Annotated in this window: 21 protein-coding genes and 2 rRNA genes; 13 read left to right on the forward strand and 10 right to left on the reverse strand. The window is 57.5% G+C overall.

Annotation, left to right across the window (positions count from 1 at the left end):
- The first annotated feature begins 158 nt into the window (after positions 1-158).
- Both ACWHXT_RS00355 and rrf read left to right on the forward strand, forming a co-directional pair.
- Positions 159-3,049: ribosomal RNA gene (locus ACWHXT_RS00355) — 23S ribosomal RNA — on the forward strand.
- 111 nt (positions 3,050-3,160) lie between these two features.
- A 5S ribosomal RNA gene (gene rrf / locus ACWHXT_RS00360) occupies positions 3,161-3,276 on the forward strand.
- 361 nt (positions 3,277-3,637) lie between these two features.
- On the opposite strand, the gene ACWHXT_RS00365 is transcribed toward rrf, so the two are convergent.
- From ACWHXT_RS00365 to flgA, 4 genes are all read right to left on the reverse strand, one after another.
- On the reverse strand, positions 3,638-4,378 hold the full coding sequence (locus tag ACWHXT_RS00365) for an SDR family NAD(P)-dependent oxidoreductase (RefSeq protein ID WP_447956853.1): 741 nt from the start codon (positions 4,376-4,378) through the stop codon (positions 3,638-3,640).
- Between the two features lie 98 nt (positions 4,379-4,476).
- Entirely contained in the window at positions 4,477-4,926 is a 450-nt protein-coding gene (locus ACWHXT_RS00370) for a flagella synthesis protein FlgN (RefSeq protein WP_447894822.1), read from the reverse strand.
- 6 nt (positions 4,927-4,932) lie between these two features.
- Positions 4,933-5,196: a flagellar biosynthesis anti-sigma factor FlgM gene (gene flgM / locus ACWHXT_RS00375; protein ID WP_447956854.1), complete on the reverse strand. Its 264-nt coding sequence runs from the start codon at positions 5,194-5,196 to the stop codon at positions 4,933-4,935.
- Positions 5,197-5,296: 100 nt separating this feature from the next.
- Positions 5,297-6,013: a flagellar basal body P-ring formation chaperone FlgA gene (flgA, locus tag ACWHXT_RS00380; protein ID WP_447956855.1), complete on the reverse strand. Its 717-nt coding sequence runs from the start codon at positions 6,011-6,013 to the stop codon at positions 5,297-5,299.
- Between the two features lie 203 nt (positions 6,014-6,216).
- Here flgA and flgB point away from each other — a divergent pair, with 203 nt between their 5' ends.
- From flgB to flgL, 11 genes are all read left to right on the forward strand, one after another.
- On the forward strand, positions 6,217-6,645 hold the full coding sequence (flgB, locus tag ACWHXT_RS00385; RefSeq protein ID WP_447956856.1) for a flagellar basal body rod protein FlgB: 429 nt from the start codon (positions 6,217-6,219) through the stop codon (positions 6,643-6,645).
- A gap of 27 nt (positions 6,646-6,672) precedes the next feature.
- Positions 6,673-7,083: a flagellar basal body rod protein FlgC gene (gene flgC, locus ACWHXT_RS00390; protein WP_447927595.1), complete on the forward strand. Its 411-nt coding sequence runs from the start codon at positions 6,673-6,675 to the stop codon at positions 7,081-7,083.
- A 2-nt stretch (positions 7,084-7,085) separates the two neighbouring features.
- The gene (locus ACWHXT_RS00395; RefSeq protein WP_447956857.1) at positions 7,086-7,778 is read left to right on the forward strand and encodes a flagellar hook assembly protein FlgD; all 693 of its coding nucleotides are present in this window, start codon (positions 7,086-7,088) and stop codon (positions 7,776-7,778) included.
- A gap of 23 nt (positions 7,779-7,801) precedes the next feature.
- Positions 7,802-9,064 (forward strand): flagellar hook protein FlgE, encoded by a 1,263-nt coding sequence (flgE, locus tag ACWHXT_RS00400; RefSeq protein WP_447956858.1) that lies wholly within the window; start codon positions 7,802-7,804, stop codon positions 9,062-9,064.
- Between the two features lie 30 nt (positions 9,065-9,094).
- Positions 9,095-9,853 carry a flagellar basal body rod protein FlgF gene (locus ACWHXT_RS00405; protein WP_447894827.1) on the forward strand — a complete coding sequence of 253 codons (759 nt, stop codon included), beginning with the start codon at positions 9,095-9,097 and terminating at the stop codon, positions 9,851-9,853.
- A 31-nt stretch (positions 9,854-9,884) separates the two neighbouring features.
- A complete protein-coding gene (gene flgG, locus ACWHXT_RS00410; protein WP_447527334.1) occupies positions 9,885-10,667 on the forward strand; it encodes a flagellar basal-body rod protein FlgG in 783 nt (260 codons plus the stop codon).
- Positions 10,668-10,756: 89 nt separating this feature from the next.
- Positions 10,757-11,398, forward strand: a complete 642-nt coding sequence (locus tag ACWHXT_RS00415; RefSeq protein ID WP_447894828.1) for a flagellar basal body L-ring protein FlgH — start codon at positions 10,757-10,759, stop codon at positions 11,396-11,398.
- A gap of 60 nt (positions 11,399-11,458) precedes the next feature.
- A complete protein-coding gene (locus ACWHXT_RS00420) occupies positions 11,459-12,541 on the forward strand; it encodes a flagellar basal body P-ring protein FlgI (protein WP_447530482.1) in 1,083 nt (360 codons plus the stop codon).
- Positions 12,541-13,590 carry a flagellar assembly peptidoglycan hydrolase FlgJ gene (gene flgJ, locus ACWHXT_RS00425; protein WP_447956859.1) on the forward strand — a complete coding sequence of 350 codons (1,050 nt, stop codon included), beginning with the start codon at positions 12,541-12,543 and terminating at the stop codon, positions 13,588-13,590. The genes ACWHXT_RS00420 and flgJ overlap by 1 nt, the downstream gene beginning before the upstream one ends.
- Positions 13,591-13,650: 60 nt before the next feature.
- The gene (gene flgK / locus ACWHXT_RS00430; RefSeq protein WP_447956860.1) at positions 13,651-15,279 is read left to right on the forward strand and encodes a flagellar hook-associated protein FlgK; all 1,629 of its coding nucleotides are present in this window, start codon (positions 13,651-13,653) and stop codon (positions 15,277-15,279) included.
- A gap of 14 nt (positions 15,280-15,293) precedes the next feature.
- Positions 15,294-16,229 carry a flagellar hook-associated protein FlgL gene (gene flgL / locus ACWHXT_RS00435; RefSeq protein ID WP_447956861.1) on the forward strand — a complete coding sequence of 312 codons (936 nt, stop codon included), beginning with the start codon at positions 15,294-15,296 and terminating at the stop codon, positions 16,227-16,229.
- A gap of 54 nt (positions 16,230-16,283) precedes the next feature.
- On the opposite strand, the gene fliR is transcribed toward flgL, so the two are convergent.
- The 6 genes from fliR to fliM are packed head-to-tail and all read right to left on the reverse strand — an operon-like array spanning position 16,284 to position 20,174.
- Positions 16,284-17,072: a flagellar biosynthetic protein FliR gene (gene fliR, locus ACWHXT_RS00440; protein WP_447927603.1), complete on the reverse strand. Its 789-nt coding sequence runs from the start codon at positions 17,070-17,072 to the stop codon at positions 16,284-16,286.
- Between the two features lies 1 nt (position 17,073).
- Positions 17,074-17,343 carry a flagellar biosynthesis protein FliQ gene (fliQ, locus tag ACWHXT_RS00445; RefSeq protein WP_447527340.1) on the reverse strand — a complete coding sequence of 90 codons (270 nt, stop codon included), beginning with the start codon at positions 17,341-17,343 and terminating at the stop codon, positions 17,074-17,076.
- A 33-nt stretch (positions 17,344-17,376) separates the two neighbouring features.
- Entirely contained in the window at positions 17,377-18,174 is a 798-nt protein-coding gene (fliP, locus tag ACWHXT_RS00450) for a flagellar type III secretion system pore protein FliP (protein ID WP_447927604.1), read from the reverse strand.
- A gap of 8 nt (positions 18,175-18,182) precedes the next feature.
- Positions 18,183-18,617 (reverse strand): flagellar biosynthetic protein FliO, encoded by a 435-nt coding sequence (gene fliO / locus ACWHXT_RS00455; RefSeq protein ID WP_447956862.1) that lies wholly within the window; start codon positions 18,615-18,617, stop codon positions 18,183-18,185.
- The gene (gene fliN / locus ACWHXT_RS00460; protein WP_447927606.1) at positions 18,614-19,123 is read right to left on the reverse strand and encodes a flagellar motor switch protein FliN; all 510 of its coding nucleotides are present in this window, start codon (positions 19,121-19,123) and stop codon (positions 18,614-18,616) included. The genes fliO and fliN overlap by 4 nt, the downstream gene beginning before the upstream one ends.
- A complete protein-coding gene (fliM, locus tag ACWHXT_RS00465; protein WP_447927607.1) occupies positions 19,116-20,174 on the reverse strand; it encodes a flagellar motor switch protein FliM in 1,059 nt (352 codons plus the stop codon). The genes fliN and fliM overlap by 8 nt, the downstream gene beginning before the upstream one ends.
- Between the last annotated feature and the right edge of the window lie 20 nt (positions 20,175-20,194).

The following is a 20,194-nucleotide window of genomic DNA, read 5'->3' on the forward strand; positions in this document are numbered from 1 at the left end:
GTATATCATGCTGACAGTATCGAATGACGATACGAAGACAAGAGCCCCCGGGCTTGCGTGTTCGTGGCGTGATCTCGATACGCAATTGTTTTGTGATACGTTTCAAGCGTATCCGGCAATCGTTGTCATTGCGGGATCCAGACTCCTTCGGGTTATAGGGTCAAGCAATGAAGCGCACACGGTGGATGCCTAGGCAGTCAGAGGCGATGAAAGACGTTGTAGCCTGCGATAAGGTTCGGTGAGGTGGCAAACAACCTGCGACCCGGACATTTCTGAATGGGGAAACCCACTGACCACAAGGTCAGTATCGTATCCTGAATACATAGGGATACGAGGCGAACCGGGGGAACTGAAACATCTAAGTACCCCGAGGAAAAGAAATCAACCGAGATTCCCCCAGTAGCGGCGAGCGAACGGGGACCAGCCCTTAAGCATGTGAATGGCTAGACGAACGGATTGGGAAGTCCGGCCGTAGCGGGTGATAGCCCCGTAGTCGAAAGTCTGATCATGTGAAATCGAGTAGGTCGGGGCACGAGAAACCCTGATTGAAGACGGGGGGACCATCCTCCAAGGCTAAATACTCCTGACTGACCGATAGTGAACCAGTACCGTGAGGGAAAGGCGAAAAGAACCCCGGCGAGGGGAGTGAAATAGATCCTGAAACCGTGTGCGTACAAGCAGTAGGAGCCCACTTGTTGGGTGACTGCGTACCTTTTGTATAATGGGTCAGCGACTTATATTCAGTGGCGAGCTTAACCGATAGGGGAGGCGTAGCGAAAGCGAGTCTTAACTGGGCGACCAGTCGCTGGATATAGACCCGAAACCGGGCGATCTATCCATGAGCAGGGTGAAGGTTGAGTAACATCAACTGGAGGCCCGAACCAGGATCTGTTGAAAAAGATTTGGATGACTTGTGGATCGGAGTGAAAGGCTAATCAAGCCCGGAGATAGCTGGTTCTCCTCGAAAGCTATTTAGGTAGCGCCTCACGTATCACCACCGGGGGTAGAGCACTGTTTCGGCTAGGGGGCCATCCCGGCTTACCAACCCGAGGCAAACTCCGAATACCGGTGAGTGCAGCGTGGGAGACACACGGCGGGTGCTAACGTCCGTCGTGAAAAGGGCAACAACCCGGACCGTCAGCTAAGGTCCCCAAATCCTGGTTAAGTGGGAAACGATGTGGGAAGGCTCAGACAGCTAGGAGGTTGGCTTAGAAGCAGCCATCCTTTAAAGAAAGCGTAATAGCTCACTAGTCGAGTCGGCCTGCGCGGAAGATGTAACGGGGCTCAAACCAGGTACCGAAGCTACGGGTTCATCCTCTGGATGAGCGGTAGAGGAGCGTCGTGTAAGCCGATGAAGGTGGATCGAGAGGTCTGCTGGAGGTATCACGAGTGCGAATGCTGACATGAGTAACGATAAGGGGAGTGAAAAACTCCCCCGCCGGAAGACCAAGGTTTTCTGTTCGATGCTAATCAGAGCAGAGTGAGTCGGCCCCTAAGGCGAGGCCGAAAGGCGTAGTCGATGGGAAACGGGCTAATATTCCCGTACCGGATGTCATTGCGATGGGGGGACGGAGAAGGCTAGGTGAGCCAGGCGTTGGTTGTCCTGGTGAAAGCGAGTAGGCCTGGGTCTCAGGTAAATCCGGGACCCTTTAAAGCCGAGACGCGAGACGAACGGATTACGATCCGGAAGTCACTGATGCCACGCTTCCAGGAAAAGCCTCTAAGCTTCAGATGACATGCGACCGTACCCCAAACCGACACAGGTGGTCAGGGTGAGAATCCCAAGGCGCTTGAGAGAACTCGGGTGAAGGAACTAGGCAAAATGGTGCCGTAACTTCGGGAGAAGGCACGCCGGATTAGGGTGAGAGGACTTGCTCCTTTAGCCCGAACCGGTCGAAGATACCAGGTGGCTGCAACTGTTTAGTAAAAACACAGCACTCTGCTAACGCGCAAGCGGACGTATAGGGTGTGACGCCTGCCCGGTGCCGGAAGGTTAAGTGATGGTGTTAGCCGCAAGGCGAAGCTCTTGATCGAAGCCCCGGTAAACGGCGGCCGTAACTATAACGGTCCTAAGGTAGCGAAATTCCTTGTCGGGTAAGTTCCGACCTGCACGAATGGCGTAATGATGGCCACGCTGTCTCCACCCGAGACTCAGTGAAATTGAAATCGCCGTGAAGATGCGGTGTACCCGCGGCTAGACGGAAAGACCCCGTGAACCTTTACTATAGCTTCACACTGGATACTGATGTTGCCTGTGTAGGATAGCTGGGAGGCTTTGAACTCCGGACGCCAGTTCGGAGGGAGCCAACCTTGAAATACCAGCCTGGCATCATTGGTGTTCTCACTCGGGTCCGTTATCCGGATCGAGGACAGTGTGTGGTGGGTAGTTTGACTGGGGCGGTCTCCTCCCAAAGAGTAACGGAGGAGCACGAAGGTACCCTCAGCACGGTCGGACATCGTGCAATGAGTGCAAGAGCATAAGGGTGCTTGACTGCGAGACAGACACGTCGAGCAGGTGCGAAAGCAGGTTCTAGTGATCCGGTGGTTCTGTATGGAAGGGCCATCGCTCAACGGATAAAAGGTACTCCGGGGATAACAGGCTGATACCGCCCAAGAGTTCACATCGACGGCGGTGTTTGGCACCTCGATGTCGGCTCATCACATCCTGGGGCTGAAGTCGGTCCCAAGGGTATGGCTGTTCGCCATTTAAAGTGGTACGCGAGCTGGGTTTAGAACGTCGTGAGACAGTTCGGTCCCTATCTGCCGTGGGCGTTGGATGTTTGAGAAGGGCTGCTCCTAGTACGAGAGGACCGGAGTGGACGCACCTCTGGTGTTCCGGTTGTCACGCCAGTGGCATTGCCGGGTAGCTATGTGCGGACGGGATAACCGCTGAAAGCATCTAAGCGGGAAGCCCCCTTCAAGATGAGACATCCCCGAGGCCTTGAGCCTCCTGAAGGGCCCAGCGAGACCAGCTGGTTGATAGGCACGGTGTGGACGCGCTGCAAGGCGTTGAGCTAACGTGTACTAATGGCCCGTGAGGCTTGACCCTATAACACCCAAGGGGTCTGGTCCTGCAGTGACAACGACGCTCGACAGAGCACCGGATACGCAAAAAAGAAACGATCACAAAACCGTCAGCCGATATACATTGAAAGTTACGCCTGACGACCATGGCTTGCGTGAACCACCCGATCCCTTGCCGAACTCGGAAGTGAAACCGCAACGCGCCGATGGTAGTGTGGGGTCTCCCCATGCGAGAGTAGGTTATCGTCAGGCACCTCTTCGAAAAAGCCCCGAGCACTCTGTGTTCGGGGCTTTTTTATGTGTGCAGGAAATGTTCCCGTGCCGCCGCCACCCCGGCGGCGCGGTGCGCCGCATCGCGGGCTGAAGCCTGCTCCTACAAAAACGGGGGCACAAATGGCCTCGGTGTCACTGCGGCCTTGTAGGAGCCCAATTCATTGGGCGATGGCGGCATCAGCCGCCCGGGGTTGGATTTGCCACCGTGCCCATCGTGCCGGCCGCTACCCCGGCGGCACGTTGCGCCGCATCGCGGGCTAAAGCCTGCTCCTACCATTCACCATTCACCATTCACCATTCACCATTCACCATTCACCATTCACCATTCACCATTCACCATTCACCATTCGATCGGCTCGCCCGCCCAATCCCAGAAACTGCCGGTGTCCTCGGGGGTGCGCTGATCGATGACCTGTAAAAGGCGCTTGGCCACAAACGCCGGCGAGAACAGTTTGTCCTCAGGTACGCGCGCTTGAAACGGCTCGGACAGTGAGGTGTCGGTAGTTCCCGGGTGCAGGCAGAGTACGATAGCCTGTTTATTGAGCCGGGCAAGCTCGATAGAGGCGGTTTTCATTAGCATGTTGTGGGCCGCTTTGCTGGCTCGGTAGGTGTACCAGCCGCCAAAACCGTTATCACCGATCGAGCCGACCCGAGCGGATAGGCTGGCAATAATGCTCGGGTGATGGCCTTTTAGCGAGGCGTTGAGAGCGGACAACAGTCGCATCGGCGTCGCCGCGTTTACGTGCATCACATGGGCGAAGGCGTCGGCGTCGAACTGCTCGAGACGTTTTTCCGGCTGCACGTTGTGTTGGTCGTCGTGGAGCGTGCCGAGGGCATTGAACAGCAGGTGAAGAGGGCGGCCATCGAGCGTCTTCACCAGGGCGTCGAGGCCTTCCTGGGTGGTGATATCGGCAGCGATGGAGAGGATGCGAGCGTCTGCTAACGTCGTTTTGCGACGGCTAACGGCAATAATGGTGCCGACTTGGGTAGAGGCGAGTAGCGACTCGATGACGGCATGGCCAATACCGCCATTGGCGCCGGTGACGATCGCGGTAAACCCGTCGGGTAGGTAATCAAGCATTCAACGCTCCTTGTTTATAAAAACAAGCTTAGAACATACGTGTTCTTGTTGAAGCGTTTGGCTATGAGATTCGGCTATTTAATAGCAGAGTTGGCGGGTCAAGCAGAGGTATTGAGACGGCTGGATTGCGCCTGATTGCGCCCGTTGGGCTGATAAAGCGTTTTTTCGGCGATCTGCTGAATGTAACCCAGCATATCCTGATTGTGCTTCATACGTACCGACAGCATTTCGCCGGTCAGCGCGTTCATGCGTGCGGCGCGCTCGCTCTTATTCAAAAAGCTTTCCCAGCTGGATTGACAGCCTGCATCGACGGCGGCTTTAAAGGCACCGCTGGCATCATCATCGTAACCCAGCCGCAGCTGCGTCGAACGGCGCAGCGTTTCCATCCGCTCGAGCGAACTCAAGAGGGTCTGCTTGGTTTCGGCCAGCGAGGCCAGTACTTCGCCGTCGATCGCACCCTGCATCAGTTGAGCCTGCTCTTGGGTAAGCAGCTCGACGAGTTCGTCAAGGCGCTGATGCTGATCCAACAGCAACCGGGAAAGGCTCATAACAGGTTACTCCCCTAGCTGGGCAATCAAGCTGTCTGCGATACGGTCGGCGCGAACTTCGAGGCTTCCGTCACGAATGGCCTCGCGAAGCTCTTCCACTCTGGTCATGTCGATATCCTGCGAATCATCCATGTGCATCTGACTAAGACGCGTGGATTCGCGAGTGGTACTGCCTTCGGGCGATGACTGAGCGCCGCCGACCTTTTGAGTGTCATCACGCTGCTGTGGCTGATTGGTGCGTAACAGCGGATTCAAATTATCAATTTTCACGTTGTGGGCCTCATCGTCAACGTTAAAGCGTTCTAAACGCGATGGCTCTGTGCCGTTATACAGAGTATCGGCACCGATACAGAGGACTTTAGACGTTAACTTAAAAATCTACCGTCAAAACACCCTGGCTGGAAACGCGGGCGGTCACCAGCTCGCGAGTGTCAAAACGTACGCGAATCCGTGCGCCCAAGGCACCGCTTTCGAGTGCTTCACCTTCCCGGGCCACACGAAAGCCCGAACCTTGTGCTATGACCGTCACACGCTGCCCGCGTTCCACCAGATCCGGCGCCTGGAGCGAATGCGCCTGAAATACATCGCCGCTGCGAATGGGGCGCTGGGCAACCAACCCTATAATAGCATCTTCATCGGTCAAGGCATTGTTTGCAAGCTCGCCCAGGTTGCCTTGGCGCTGTGTCACCATCGACGCCGTGACAAGCGTGCCCCGCGCAATGTCCTGGGCGGCGACCAGGTAGCTTCCCATCACATCCACTTGGGCCTGAATGTAGCGCACCTGGCGGCGGCCCTCGCCGCAGCGCACCCCCACCGACACGCGCCCTAAAGGCGTTTGGTTGGCGTTAGGAAAAAAAGGTTCCGGCGCAATGCAGGCAGGCAAATGGGCCGATGGCGGCGAAACATCGATCACTACCTCCTCGCCCAGAGACTGGGTTTGCTGGTAAAGGAAGTTTTGTACGGTCTCGATGAGCGGTTGATCCTCGGCGTAGGCCGGCAGGGTGGTCATCAGCCCTAGTGTGATCGCCGCCAATAGTTTGATTACCAGTGATAGGTCGCGTAGCGCCTGAAAAGGCGAATGGGGCATGGGAGTCATCGCTTGATAGAAAGGAGGCCAAGCCAGCGAGCGCTAGCTGATAGGCAGAAGTTTAATGCAAACGTCGGTCCTACATCATGCGAAATACTGGGGTAAAAGGCATTTGTTCCATGCTTTAGTTTGAGTGCGCTTCCCTATTATGCACCCTCAGAAACGACCGAATTACCTTTGCCTCTCAGCAAACGAGGGACGGCATGATCGACCAACTCGAATCCGCATTCAATTTTCACCAGCGCGCCCTGAGCCTTCGCCAGTCGCGTCACGAAGTGCTGGCGGGCAACATCGCCAATGCCGATACGCCGAACTACAAGGCGCGCGATATCGACTTCGCCAGCGAGCTGAACAAAGCAGTGAAAGCCGGGCAGGGCGCTCAGCAAAACGGTGGCGTGGCGCTGGCCCGCACCTCGGAGCGTCATATCGAAGCCCAGGGCGCTACCTGGCGCGGGGCGGCCAGCACCGATCTGCTTTACCGGGTGCCCGACCAGCCAAGCCTGGACGGCAACACCGTGGATATGGACCGGGAGCGGTCGCAGTTTACCGATAACGCCCTTCGCTATCAGGCGGGCCTTACGATCATGAATCGCCGCATTCAAGGGCTGAAAAACGCGATGCAGCCGGAATAACCGATTCTCAGGAGAAGCGAATAAGCCATGTCGATGTTTTCAGCTTTTGATATTGCAGGCTCTGCCTTGAGCGCCCAGGCGCAGCGCATGAACGTAACCGCCAGCAATATGGCCAACGCCGATAGTATCGCCGGCCCCGACGGCGAGACCTACCGGGCGAAACAAGTGATGTTCGAAACCCAGGCGCAGAACAACCGCTATGGCGTAGGCGGCGTTCGGGTGACCGAGGTCGTGGAGGACGATTCACCGCTGCGTCTTCAGTACATGCCCAGTCACCCGGCCGCCGATGAAGAAGGCTACGTTGCCAAACCCAACGTCGAGCCGGTGCACGAAATGGTCAACATGATTTCCGCCTCGCGCTCGTATCAGGCCAACGTGGAAGTCTTCAATACCACCAAACAGATGATGGTTCAGACACTCTCGCTCGGTGAGGGCTAAACATGAATATCGATTCAAGCATTATCAATAGCGTCAACGGCGGTGGCCGGGCGGCCAACCTGTCCGCCAGCCAGTCCCAGGAAATGCGCGACAGCTTCATGACGCTGCTGGTCACCCAGCTGCAAAACCAGGACCCGCTCAATCCGATGGAAAACGCGGAGATGACCTCGCAGCTGGCCCAAATCAACACCGTCAGCGGTATCGAAGAGCTGAACTCAACGCTCAAGGGTATTACCGCCCAGATGGATGCCAACCAGGCGCTACAAGCAAGTGGCCTGATTGGCAAGGGTGTCATGGTGCCTGGGCGGCAGGTTTTGTTAGAGCAAGCTAGCGACGGCAGCACCCATGCAACGCCTTTTGGTATCGAGCTGGACCGTCCGGCGTCGAATGTAAAAGCGACGATCGTTGGCGAAGGTGGCCAGGTGATCCGCCAATATGATCTGGGTGCGCTCAAGGCCGGTGTTCAATCATTTGATTGGAATGGTCTGAATGATCAAGGGGTCGCGGCAGCGAGTGGACGTTATACCGTGCAGTTAGAGGCGCTTGACTCACAAGGTGAGCCAATCGACTCCAGCACACTTAATTATGCGCTCGTCAATCGTGTTACACCGAACTCTGATAGTGGTGACGTTCGACTGGACCTTGGCGCCGTTTATGGCCAAGTAACACTTGGGCAAGTTAAACAGATTCTTTAATCAAATTATTTTGAGGATTGACCATGTCATTCACGACAGCTGTCTCGGGTATCAACGCCCAATCAGAAAGGCTGAATTCTGCTGGTAACAACATCGCCAACTCACAAACCGTGGGCTACAAAAGCTCGAGCGTGCGTTTTGCCGATGTGTTCGCTAACTCTCAGGGAATAGGTGTCAGGGTATCTGATACACGCCAGAACTTTTCACAAGGCAGTATCGAAAGCACGAACCGTAATCTTGACTTGGCTATTTCCGGAAACGGCTTCTACCGCCTGCAACAGTCATCCGGTGAAGTGGGCTTTTCAAGAAATGGTGAGTTTAGCCTGGCGGCTAATGGCGATATCGTTAATGCCCAGGGCGCCCGACTGATGGGGTATGGTTTGGACCCCTCGGTGACAGAGGATACGGCCGAGCAATCAGCGTTTCCTTTTTCTAACGTGCTGGCGGGAAGCGATCCGATTCCGCTCAATGTGTCTGCGAATGATATACCCGCAAGGGCTACTACGGGCGCCGATATTCTGCTTAACCTGGACGCTTCAACCGTTCAAGGGAGTGGTTTAAATACGGTCGAATTAGCCAATGGCGATGAACTCGATTACCACTTCTCGAATAATTTCACTGCTTATGACTCCTTGGGTAATGCGATAAACGTATCGACTTATTTTGAGAGGGGTGAAGGAAACCAGTGGACTGCGACAGCGGTTACCGATGGTGTGCAAAGAAATACTTTCACACTTAACTTTACGCCTAGCGGACGTTTGACAACAGATGCTAACGGTACCGTAACCGGAGTAGGTGGGGGAGCAAGCACGACGATTAATTTCCCCGGTGGAACCGAGGCCGAAGAGGTTTCTTTTGATTTGAGTTTTGATGGAAGCACGCAGTTTGCCAGCACGTCAGCACGCCGCGAATTTAGTCAGGATGGCTATACATCAGGTGCGTTGGTCGGTATCGAAGTGCTTGGTGATGGTACCGTAATGCGTAACTTCTCTAATGAACAGTCTCGCCCCGCAGGCCAGATTGCATTGGACTCTTTCCGAAATGAAGAAGGGTTGCGCCCGTTAGGCAATAATCTATGGGCCGCTACTAATAGTTCGGGTGTCGCTAATACGGGAGCTCCCGGTTCCGGTCAGTATGGCCAAATTCAGGCAGGCGCTGTTGAAGCCTCCAACGTGGAACTCGCCCGTGAGCTGGTCGATATGATCGTCGCTCAACGCGCCTACCAGGCGAACTCCAATACCATCAGCACTCAGGACGAACTCCTGCAGACCATTATTAACCTTTAATAGCCGGTCACCTGTGTAAGGAGCAAGCACGTGGATAGAATGCTGTATACCGCCATGAGCGGAGCCAAGAACGCCATGGATCAGCAGTCGGTGGTGAGCCAGAACCTCTCCAACGTCTCCACGGCGGGGTTTCGTGCACAGTTGCAGGCGGCGCGCTCGGTGCCCGTCGAGGGTGCGGGTGCGCTGCACACGCGCGTCTCGGCGGTGACCACGACGCCGGGAACCGACTTTTCACAAGGGCCGATCGAGCGTACCGGACGCGGCCTGGATGTCGCCATGCAGGACAACGCCTGGATGGCGGTGCAGGCCGACGACGGCAGCGAAACCTATACCCGCCGCGGTGATTTGCAAATCGATAGCGACGGCGTGTTGCTTAGCGTCGGTCGTCCGGTGATGGGCGATGGCGGGCCGATTGCGCTTCCGCAGGGCGCGCAAATTTCGATCGGTGCCGACGGCACCATTAGCGCTATCCCCCAGGGCGAAGGGCCGGAAGCGCTCGTGGATGTCGGTCGTATCAAGCTGGTAACGCCGGATGAGCTCGCGCTTACCCGTGGCGAAGATGGCTTGTTTCGCGCGCCGCTCAATGAAGAAGGCGAGCCCGGTGTGCTGGCAGCTAACGAAGATGCGCGTTTGGTGAGCGGAGCGCTCGAAGGCAGCAACGTCAGTGCAGTCGACGCCATGGTGTCGATGATCGACGTTGCGCGCCGCTATGACATGCAGATGCGCATGCTCAGCAACGCCGACGAGAACGCCCAGCGCGCCAACAGCATGCTATCACTTCAAGGCTGATCCCAGCCGCCTGGTTTAGAGGGAAGACACCATGATTAAGTCGTTGTGGACGGCAAAAACGGGGCTCGAGTCGCAGCAGACCAAGCTCGACGTGATCTCCAACAACCTGGCCAACGTGAGCACCAACGGTTTCAAACGCTCGCGCCCGGTCTTTGAAGATCTTCTGTATCAAAACATGCGCCAGCCTGGCGCCCAGAACAACATTCAGGATCGCCTGCCTTCGGGCATGCAGGTGGGTACCGGTGTCCGTGCCGTGGCCACCGAGCGTCTGCATACTCAGGGCGGTTTGGAGCAAACCGGCAACTCCCGGGATCTCGCAATCGACGGCGATGGCTTTTTCCAGGTGCTGCTGCCGGATGGCACGGTGGGCTATACCCGGGATGGTGGTTTTCAGCTCAATGAAAACGGCCAAATGGTGACCGCGAATGGTTACCCCCTCGAGCCCGCTATCTTCGTGCCACCCAATGCGCTGTCAGTCGCTATTGGCGAGGATGGTACGGTCAGCGTTCGCCAGCCCGGCATTGCCCAGGATGCGGATATCGGCCAGATCAACGTTGCCTCGTTCATCAACCCGGCCGGTCTTGAGAGTGTGGGCGGCAACCTCTACCTGGAGACAGGCGCATCCGGGGCGCCCAACCAGGATGTTCCGGGTAATAACGGTGCCGGGCGTCTGTTCCAGGGCTACGTAGAGACCTCCAACGTCAACGTGGTGGAAGAGATGGTCAACATGATCCAGACCCAGCGCGCCTATGAAATCAACAGCCGAGCGGTGTCTACCAGCGATGAGATGCTGGCCCGCCTGAGCCAGCTCTAATCCTGTATCAAGGAGCGCTTGATAGAGGCTTCCGAGGTCGTAAGATGCTTAAAAACACCGCTTTTCGCCGTTTAGCGCAGTTGGCTCTCATGCTATTGATAGTAACCGCCGCTGGGTGTGCACAGATTCCTCGTGCTTCGGTCGTCGGCGAGCAGGAGCAGATCGATATTGTGGACCGGCCGCCGGCGGTGGCCAACGGTTCGATCTACCAGTCGCGCCGTGGCTATCAGCCGCTGTTCGAGGACCGCCGCCCTCGGGCGATCGGCGATATCCTGACCATCGTGCTCAACGAGCAGGTCAGCGCGAGTCAGACCTCGCAGTCGAGCGCTAACCGCAGCGGCTCGGCTTCGCTCGATTTGGCTCAGATTCCCGATATCATCGACTTTCTGGAAGATTACGGTTTCGATGTCGCCAGTGACAATATTTTCTCTGGCAGCGGCGCTACCCAAGCGAACAACACCATGACCGGCACGATCACCGTCTCGGTACTGGAAGTGCTCAATAACGGCAATTTGCGGGTGCGCGGTGAAAAGCAGATCGCGATCAATCAGGGGACCGAGTTCATCCGCTTCTCCGGGGTCGTCAACCCGCAAACGGTGACCGCGGCCAACACGGTGCCTTCCAACCAGGTGGCCGATGCGCGCATCGAGTACGTGGGCGATGGCTATATCAACGAGGCGCAGCACATGGGTTGGTTGCAGCGCTTCTTCCTTAACGTCTCGCCGTTCTAGGCGCTCGAGAAGAGAGTTGTGATGACTTCAAGGTTACACGTCAAGCGCTGGATTCAGGCGATGGCTCTGATAGCGCTATGTCTGGTCGCAAGCAACGCCTTTGCCGAACGCGTACGCGAGCTTGCCAATTTCGCCGGTGTGCGAGACAACCAGCTCGTCGGCTACGGCCTGGTCGTGGGTCTCGATAACACCGGTGACCAGACCACCCAGGCGCCGTTTACCAGCCAGAGTTTGACCAATATGCTCTCGCAGCTTGGCGTTAGCGTGCCGCCGGGCACCAATTTACAGCTGCGTAACGTAGCGGCGGTCATGGTCACCGCCGATCTGCCGCCGTTTGCTCGCCCGGGCCAGCGTTTGGACATCGTCGTCTCGTCGATTGCCAACGCCCGTAGCCTGCGCGGCGGCACGCTGTTGATGACGCCCCTGAAAGGCGCCGACGGCGATACCTACGCGATTGCCCAGGGCAATATGCTGGTCGGCGGGGCGGGCGCTCAGGCGGGCGGCAGCAGCGTGCAGATCAACCAGCAGGCGGCCGGGCGCATTCCCAATGGTGCCCTGGTCGAGCGCGAAGTAGCGCTCAATCTGGGCGGCAATGGCGGGCTTTTGGAGCTCCAGCTCAATGATTCCGACTTTGGCACCGTGCAGCGCATGGTGACGGCGATCAACAACGAATTCGGCCAGTCGGTGGCCTACGCGCGTAATGGACGCGTCATTGCTCTGGATGGCCCCATGGACGCCAACCTGCGGGTAAATTTCATGGCCCGCGTGGAAAACGTCGAGCTCACACCCATGGACGCCCCGGCGCGGGTGGTGCTTAACTCGCGTACCGGCTCGCTGGTCATGAATAGTGCCGTTACGCTGCGCCAAGCGGCGGTTGCCCACGGTAATCTCTCCATCATGATCGATTCGCAGTTCGGTGTTAGCCAGCCAGCGCCTTTTGGCCAGGGTGAGACCGTGGTGGTACCCAATGCCGATATCGATATCGAGCAGCAAGAGGCCTACCTGCAGATCGTCGAAGGTGCTCAGCTCAACGACGTGGTCAACGCCTTGAACGCACTAGGCGCCACGCCCCAGGACTTGATGTCGATTCTGGAGGCGCTAAAAGCCTCCGGGTCGCTGCGCGCCGAGCTCGAGGTGATCTGATGAGTGTCAACAGCATGGCCAACCAGCTCGCCTTCGATATGAACGGCTTTCAGCGCATGCAGCACAACGCCCGGGTCGACCCGGAAGAGGGCGCCTACGGCGCTGCCCAGCAGTTCGAAGCGCTGTTCGTGCAGATGATGATGAAAAGCATGCGCGAAGCGATTCCCTCCTCCGGATTGATGAGCAGCAGTACGACCGACACCTATCAGCAAATGCTCGATCAACAGTGGTCCCAAGTCATTGCCGATAAAGGTATGGGCCTGGCCGACGTACTGTACGAGCAGCTCCAGCGCCAGGGCGCTATCAAGGGCACTGCTCAAGGCGACGATGAGACTCAGGCGCTGATTGCCGGTATCCCGCGGGGTACGCCGCGCGTGCTGGATGACCCGCTACAGCCCCCAGGCCCGGGCGGCCAAGCAAGCGGGCGCTTCTTGAGCGAACTCGAAGCGATCCGCCAGGGCCAGGTTGCGCCGCAAGCGAGCGCCGAGTCGCTTGGTAACGCGCCCGCCGCCGCGGCCAACGCGCCCATGACGGCACCGGTGATCAACCCCAACGCGCCGGATCACGTGAAGCGGTTCATGGCCACGCTTTCCGAGCCTGCCCAGGCCGCCAGCCGGGCGAGTGGCGTTCCCGCCGAGCTGATTCTGGCTCAGGCCGCGCTTGAGACCGGCTGGGGCCGACACGAAATCGCGACCCACGAAGGGCGCAACAGCCATAACCTGTTCGGCATCAAGGCAGGTAGCCATTGGAAGGGCAATACCACCGATATCACGACCCACGAATATCTCAATGGTCAGCGCACCCAGATGGTGGACACGTTTAGAGTCTATGACTCCTTCGAGCACGCCTTTACCGACTATGCCAACTTGATCGGTAAAAACCCGCGCTACGCTGGTGTCGTCGAGGCGCAAAATGCCGAGCAGGCCGCTCGTGAGCTACAGCGTGGCGGCTACGCCACCGACCCGCGCTACGCCGATAAGCTCGTCGCCATCATGAACACCATGGGGCCGCTGCCCACCGGGCCGGCGTTTTTGGCCGACGCACGTTAACGTCATTCAAGTTGTGCACCGCGCTGCCGATAAATGAGTATCAGCTTGAGGATTTGAACCATGAGCATGTTTTCAACAGGCTTAAGTGGCCTGAATACAGCGCAAAGAGCGCTCGGCGCGACCAGTAACAATATCAGCAACCTGTTCACGCCCGGCTATAATCGCGAGTTGCCCAAGCTCAGTGAAGGCAACGTGGGCGGCGGCGTGCGCGTGGACGCCATCGAGCGCCAGTTCAACACGTACGTGGCTAACCAGCTCAATAACGCCAAGACCCAGTCCAGCGCGCTTGAGACCTATGCGGGGCAAATATCGCAGATCGACAACCTGCTGGCCGACCGCGAAGCGGGCCTTTCGCCGCTGATACAGGATTTTTTCTCTTCCCTTGAAGATCTGGCCAGTGCGCCGTCAGACCCCGCTTCTCGTCAAGGCGTGATGGGGACGGCGGATACGTTGAGCGCCCAGTTCCGCTCCTTCGATGGCTATTTGCAGGATATGCAGGACAACATCAATAGCCAAATAAAGGATGAAGTTACCCAGATCAACAACACCGTCGAGCAAATTGCCAGCTTCAATAGGGAGATTTCCCTGGCGCGGGCGCGCTCCGGTGAGGCTCCCAATAGTTTGCTCAACCAGCGTGATCAACTAATATCCGAGCTCAATGAGCGTATGGATCTGCGCCTGGATGTTCAAGACGGTAAAACCTATAACGTTAGCCTGCCCAATGGACAGCCGCTGGTGACCGGCACATCGAGCTTTAGGCTCGAAGCCGTTCAGGCTGACAATGATCCAGAACGTACGGTAGTGGGCTACCGTGACGGCGCGGGTAGCACCATTCAACTCAGTGAATCCTCCATCAAGGGGGGCTCGCTTGGTGGGCTGATGAGTTTCCGCGCCGAAACCCTGGACAAAACCCAAAATCAGATTGGTCAGCTGGCCGTATCGCTCTCGGTAGCATTCAATGAGCAGCACAAGGAGGGCGTAGATCTAAAGGGTGAACAGGGAGGCGACTTCTTCTCCCTACGCGAACCACAGGCCTATGCGAACCTGAAAAACAAGGGTGATGCTGAGGTGTCGTCGATAACGTTCGACGTTAGCAATATCGATCAGCTTAGGGCAACGGACTATACCGTGCGTTTCGACGATGGCCAGCCAAGCGTTACGCGTAAGGGTAGCGGCAGTGCCGTAGAGTTCGATCAGGCGGCCTGGGATGCGGGACAAGGGCTAAAGTTTGGTGGTCTCAGCATCGAGTTCGATGGCGCTCCACGAACGGGTGATCGCTTCGAAATCCAGCCCGTACGCCGAGCGGGGGCGGGCATGGAGACAGCGTTTGATGACCCGAGCAAAATTGCGGCAGGCACCGAAGGCTCCGCTGGCGATAACCGCAATGCGCTCGCCCTGCAGGATCTGCAAAGTAACCGAAGTGTTGTAGGTGGTAGCGCCTCTCTCAGTGGCGCCTACGGTGCGATGGTCTCCGATGTGGGTAATCGCACCAACATTACCCAGGTGAACCTGGACGCCCGCCAGGGGCTGACCGACCAGCTGCGCGCGGTGCAGCAGTCCGAGTCCGGCGTCAACCTCAATGAAGAGGCGGCCAACTTGATTCGCTACCAGCAGTTCTACGCGGCTAACGCACGAGTGATCGATACCGCTGGCACCCTGTTGGATACCATTCTGAATCTGCGGAGCTAGGGGAGATACCTACTATGCGTATAAGCACCGTTACCATGTACGAACAAAGCTCGGCCTCCATCAACCGCCAGCAAAGCGATTTTTTGAAGGTGAGCCAGCAGCTTGCCAGCGGCCGCCGGGTGGTCAACCCCTCCGACGACCCGCAGGCCGCCTCACGTTCGGTCGGCGTTGCCCAGTCCATGGCGATGACCGAGCAGTTCACGGACTCGCGCGTATCGGCGCGCAACTCGCTGTCGCAAACCGAGAGTATCCTCAATAGCGTCAGCGATTCGATCACCAGCGCCAAAGGGCTGATGATTCAAGCTTCCAACGATACGCTGAGCGCTACCGACCGCGAGTCGATTGCAAGCGAGCTGCGTGGCGTCTACGAAACCTTGATCGGTCAGGCCAACTCGGCCGACGGCAACGGCCGCTATCTTTTCGGTGGCTACGCGGACGATAAGCCCCCCTTCGAGAAAAATGAAAGTGGCGGCGTATCCTACGTCGGCGGCACTGAAAACCGTGAACAGCGCATCGATTCCTCGCGGCGTATGCAGGTCACCATGACCGGCGACGAGATTTTCAAACAGGCAACTAACAGCGCAAAGGAGACGGGAGCCGCCCCTGACCTTTTTCGCACGATCGAAGATGCGCTGAGCGTGCTTGAGAACCCGACGACACCTGGTGAGCAGCTGCATGGCACGCTCAAGGCCTCGATGAATGAGCTCGACAATGCGCTGGATAATGTATTAACGAAGCGCGCCTCGGCCGGCGCTCGGCTAAACGAGCTGGACGTGGTCGACTCGGTTGCCAGTAACCGCATGTTGAACTACACGCAAACGATGTCTGATTTGGTTGATCTGGATATGGTCGAGGCGATTTCCGAGTACAGCCTGCGCCAGGTCGGTATGCAGGCCGCCCAGCGTACCTTCGTGGATATGAGCAGCATGTCGCTATTCGACTACCTGTAAGCCGCAAACCGCTTTTTTGAAGCAGGTTTTTAGCCGCCCCTTGGGGCGGCTTTTTTACAGGCCCGCCATGGTCTCGATCAGGCCCTGCATGAAGTTGATGCCCTGGCTAAATAGCGGCTGCAAAAAGCGCCCAATATCGGTCATTAGCACCATCAATAGCACCAACCCCACCGTCAGCGAGGTAGGAAAGCCGATATTGAAGACGGTGAGCTGAGGCGCCGAACGGTTGAGAATTCCCAGCGACAAGCTGATGATGAGCAGAGACGCCACCAGAGGCAGCGCCAGCAGCATACCCGAAGCGAAAATCGTCCCGGCGTAGCGGGCCAGCAGCTCAAAAGCGTTGGGGTTTAGGCCACCCAGCCCGACGGGCAGGGTTTGAAAGCTCATGATCAGGGTTTCCAGCACCATGAGATGGGCGTTCAGCGCTAGAAACATGAGCAGCGTGATCATATAGAGAATGCGCGAAAGCACCATGATGTTGGTGCCGCTGGACGGGTCGAAAAAGCTGGCGAACGCCAGACCCATCTGCAAACCGATGAACTCGCCCGAGGCCTGTACCACGGCAAAGATGATGTGCATCACCAGCCCCATGGCCAGGCCCACCAGAAGCTGTTCGATCATGATCCCAAGGCTTGCCCAGGAAAAGATCGCTACCTCGGGCATAGGCGGAAGCACGGGGGCGATCACGATGGAGACCAGCGCGGCCAGGCCTACCTTGACCTGATTGGGAATACTCGAGTGCCCCCAGAGCGGGGCGATGGCCATAAAGCCGGTAATCCGCACGAAGGGCCAAAAAAAAGCCACAAGCCAGGCTTGAAGCTGGGTAAAGGTGATGTCGACCACCCTACATCACCATATTGGGAATATTGGTAAATAGCCGGTGGGTGTAGTCGGTAATCAGGCCAATCAGCCAGGGGCCCGCCAGTACCAGCACGGTAAAGACCGCCAGAATTTTGGGGATGAACGTCAGGGTCATCTCGTTGATCTGGGTGGCGGCCTGAAAAAGGCTGATGATGAGGCCCGTAAACAGCGCCGCCAGCAGTACCGGTGCGCCCATGAACAGGGTAAGACGCATTCCCTGATAGGCCATGCTCATTACGATTTCGGGGGTCATGATCGCTCCTCTCGCTCGGGGGTCACCGAGGCGCTATAGCATGTAAAAGCTTTGCGCCAGTGAGCCAATCAACAGCTGCCAGCCGTCCACCAGCACGAACAACATCAGTTTGAACGGCAGCGAAATCGTCACCGGCGGTACCATCATCATCCCGAGTGCCATCAGCGTGCTGGCCACGACCAGGTCGATGATCAAAAACGGGATAAAAATCGTAAAACCGATTTGAAAGGCAGTTTTCAGTTCGCTGGTGACAAAGGCAGGCAGCAGTACCCGTATGGGCAGATCCTCGGGACCCTGCATGGGGCCGACATCGGCCAAACGCGCGAACAGCGCCAGGTCCGGTTCCCGGGTCTGCGCCAACATGAATTCGCGAAAGGGCACCTGAGCGCGCACCAAAAACTCTTCGAAATTGATCGTCTCGTTGCTGAGCGGCTGCCAGGCCGTATCGTACACCTCGGAGATCACCGGCGACATGATGAAAAAGGTCAAAAATAGCGCGATACCCAATAGTACCTGGTTGGGCGGCGTAGACTGAGTGCCCATCGCCGTTCGCAACAGACTCAAAACGATAATGATGCGCGTAAAGCTGGTCATCATTAACAGCATGGCGGGTAAAAACGCCAGCGAGCTCAAGAGTAGCAGCGTTTGTAACGAAAGTGACCACTGCTGGCCGCCATTCTCCAGCGGCTGTGAGATCAGCCCGGGCGGGAGCTGCTGGGCCTCGGCGGGCGAGACCAGGCTGGGGAGCAGCAAAATCAACAGCAAAAACGGCAGCGCACCGAACAGTGCATAAGCGAGCCGCTCGTGAAGAGGGTACCGATAACGGGGCATGACGTCTCTCATGGCGATGGAGGGGGGCTTGACTCGGAGGAGGCGGGATCAGAACGGCGGCCCGAAATCGCCTTCGCCAGACGCTGGGAGAACCCGGCGGACACCTCCGTTTCGGGCACCTGGCGGTCGGTGGGGGCAGGGCGCTCGTGCAACTTGGTGATTTGCCCACCCCCAACGCCCACGACCAGCCAGGTATCCTCCACCTCGACCACCACGATGCGCTCGCGTCCGCCTACCGCTGTCGTGCCGACCACGCGTAGCCGCGCACCGCTATCGAAACGTTTTTGCTGTATACGCTTCAAAAGTGCCGTACACAGCAAAATGATAACCACCACCAGCGCCAACGCTGCGGCGGTTTTACCCAGCGCTGCCATACCGACCAGCGCATCCGAGCCCAGCGCATCGACCGAGCCTGGCTGGCTTATAGACGTCGCGACGCTCATCGGTTGAGTTTGTGAATACGCTCGGAGGGGGTAATGATTTCGGTGATGCGGATACCGTACTTGTCCTCCACCACCACGACCTCCCCTTGGGCGATTAGATAGCCATTGATCAGAATATCCATCGGCTCGCCGGCCAACCCTTCGAGCTCGATGACCGAGCCTTGGGCAAGCTCCAAAAGCTGCTTGATGGTCAGTTTGGTCCGGCCGAGCTCGACGGTGAGCTTGACCGGAATATCCATGATCATTTCCAGGTCCCGGGAGACACTGGAAGCGCCTTCGCCGCTTAGCGGGCGGAAAATGTCTTCGCTTGCCGCTCTGGCGGCGGGCTGCGGCTCGGCTTCCGGGGCTTGTTCAGCGCTTTCTTGCTCGGCGGATTCCTGTTCGGCCATGGCGGCCGCCCAGGGGTCTTCTTCGCCGGCGGCGTCCGACTCGGGGACTTGCTCAGACATGGCGTTCGCCCAATCATCGTCGGAAACAGGTTGATCGGGTTTGTTAGGATCAGTCATGCGTTTGTTCCTTGGATTGGCGTCGCGGGCTTTTAATGAAGTCCAGGGACGCGGCGTTATTCATGGCACCGTGGTCGATCACGCTAAGCACGCGCAGGGCGTGGTGCTGCTGCTGGCTTCCGTACTCGCACTCCATGACAGGCACACCATCGACGCTGGCAGTAATGGTGCTGGGAATGTCCATGGGCAGTACATCGCCTTTTTTCAGCCCCATTACCTGGGAGATTCGGCTTGGGATCCGGGCAAACTCGGCAATCAGCTCGACTTCTGTCTGGCGAAGTTCGCTGGCCATGCGCCGCGACCAGGTGCCGTCGTGGTCGTGGTTGCTGTCGTTGATCGGGTTGGCAAGAAGATCCCGCAGCGGTTCGATCATGGCGTAGGGCATACAGATCTGAAAACTGCTGGAAAGGTTGCCTACTTCGATATTGAACTTGGTATTCACCACGATCTCGTTAGGCGAGTTGGTGATGTTGGCGAATTTGGCCTGTACCTCGGAGCGTAAGAAGTTGACCTCCAGCGGATGGACGACCTTCCAGGCCTCCTGGTAGGCATCGATGGCCAAATTGAGCAGGCGCTGAATGATGCGCTGCTCGGTATTGGTGAATTCGCGGCCGTCGGATTTGGTCACGAAGCGACCGTCACCGCCAAACAGGTTATCCACCACCATGAACACCAGGTTGGGCGGAAAGACGACCAGCGCCGAGCCGCGTAGCGGTTTCATGGAGACGATGTTGAGGTTGGTGGGCACCGGTACGTTGCGCGAAAAATCACTAAAACTTTGATAGCGAACCGATTCCACCGTGATATCGGCGCTTCTACGAATCAGGTTGAACAGCCCGTTCCTAAAGTAGCGGGCAAAACGTTCGTTGATGAAATCCAGCGCGTGCAGACGCTCCCGGATGACCCGGTGCTGGGTCGCCGGATCGTAAGGACGAATGCGCTGATCATCTTTTGAAGGAGAGGAGGAGGTGCTTGCTGGCTCCTCATCTCCACTGACGCCTTTCAACAAGGCGTCGATTTCTTCCTGGGACAGTAGATCGTCCTGTGACATGAACGGCTCCCGCGCCCGAG

The organism is Vreelandella halophytica, from assembly GCF_968193635.1.

What these genes read in the sequence shown, in the direction of transcription:
- ACWHXT_RS00365 (WP_447956853.1), bottom strand. Translation starts at nt 4,378, where the DNA reads ATGCTTGATTACCTACCCGACGGGTTTACCGCGATCGTCACCGGCGCC.
- ACWHXT_RS00370 (WP_447894822.1), bottom strand. Translation starts at nt 4,926, where the DNA reads ATGAGCCTTTCCCGGTTGCTGTTGGATCAGCATCAGCGCCTTGACGAA.
- flgA (WP_447956855.1), bottom strand. Translation starts at nt 6,013, where the DNA reads ATGCCCCATTCGCCTTTTCAGGCGCTACGCGACCTATCACTGGTAATC.
- flgB (WP_447956856.1), top strand. Translation starts at nt 6,217, where the DNA reads ATGATCGACCAACTCGAATCCGCATTCAATTTTCACCAGCGCGCCCTG.
- flgC (WP_447927595.1), top strand. Translation starts at nt 6,673, where the DNA reads ATGTCGATGTTTTCAGCTTTTGATATTGCAGGCTCTGCCTTGAGCGCC.
- ACWHXT_RS00395 (WP_447956857.1), top strand. Translation starts at nt 7,086, where the DNA reads ATGAATATCGATTCAAGCATTATCAATAGCGTCAACGGCGGTGGCCGG.
- flgE (WP_447956858.1), top strand. Translation starts at nt 7,802, where the DNA reads ATGTCATTCACGACAGCTGTCTCGGGTATCAACGCCCAATCAGAAAGG.
- flgG (WP_447527334.1), top strand. Translation starts at nt 9,885, where the DNA reads ATGATTAAGTCGTTGTGGACGGCAAAAACGGGGCTCGAGTCGCAGCAG.
- ACWHXT_RS00415 (WP_447894828.1), top strand. Translation starts at nt 10,757, where the DNA reads ATGCTATTGATAGTAACCGCCGCTGGGTGTGCACAGATTCCTCGTGCT.
- ACWHXT_RS00420 (WP_447530482.1), top strand. Translation starts at nt 11,459, where the DNA reads ATGGCTCTGATAGCGCTATGTCTGGTCGCAAGCAACGCCTTTGCCGAA.
- flgJ (WP_447956859.1), top strand. Translation starts at nt 12,541, where the DNA reads ATGAGTGTCAACAGCATGGCCAACCAGCTCGCCTTCGATATGAACGGC.
- flgK (WP_447956860.1), top strand. Translation starts at nt 13,651, where the DNA reads ATGAGCATGTTTTCAACAGGCTTAAGTGGCCTGAATACAGCGCAAAGA.
- flgL (WP_447956861.1), top strand. Translation starts at nt 15,294, where the DNA reads ATGCGTATAAGCACCGTTACCATGTACGAACAAAGCTCGGCCTCCATC.
- fliQ (WP_447527340.1), bottom strand. Translation starts at nt 17,343, where the DNA reads ATGACCCCCGAAATCGTAATGAGCATGGCCTATCAGGGAATGCGTCTT.
- fliP (WP_447927604.1), bottom strand. Translation starts at nt 18,174, where the DNA reads ATGCCCCGTTATCGGTACCCTCTTCACGAGCGGCTCGCTTATGCACTG.
- fliO (WP_447956862.1), bottom strand. Translation starts at nt 18,617, where the DNA reads ATGAGCGTCGCGACGTCTATAAGCCAGCCAGGCTCGGTCGATGCGCTG.
- fliN (WP_447927606.1), bottom strand. Translation starts at nt 19,123, where the DNA reads ATGACTGATCCTAACAAACCCGATCAACCTGTTTCCGACGATGATTGG.
- fliM (WP_447927607.1), bottom strand. Translation starts at nt 20,174, where the DNA reads ATGTCACAGGACGATCTACTGTCCCAGGAAGAAATCGACGCCTTGTTG.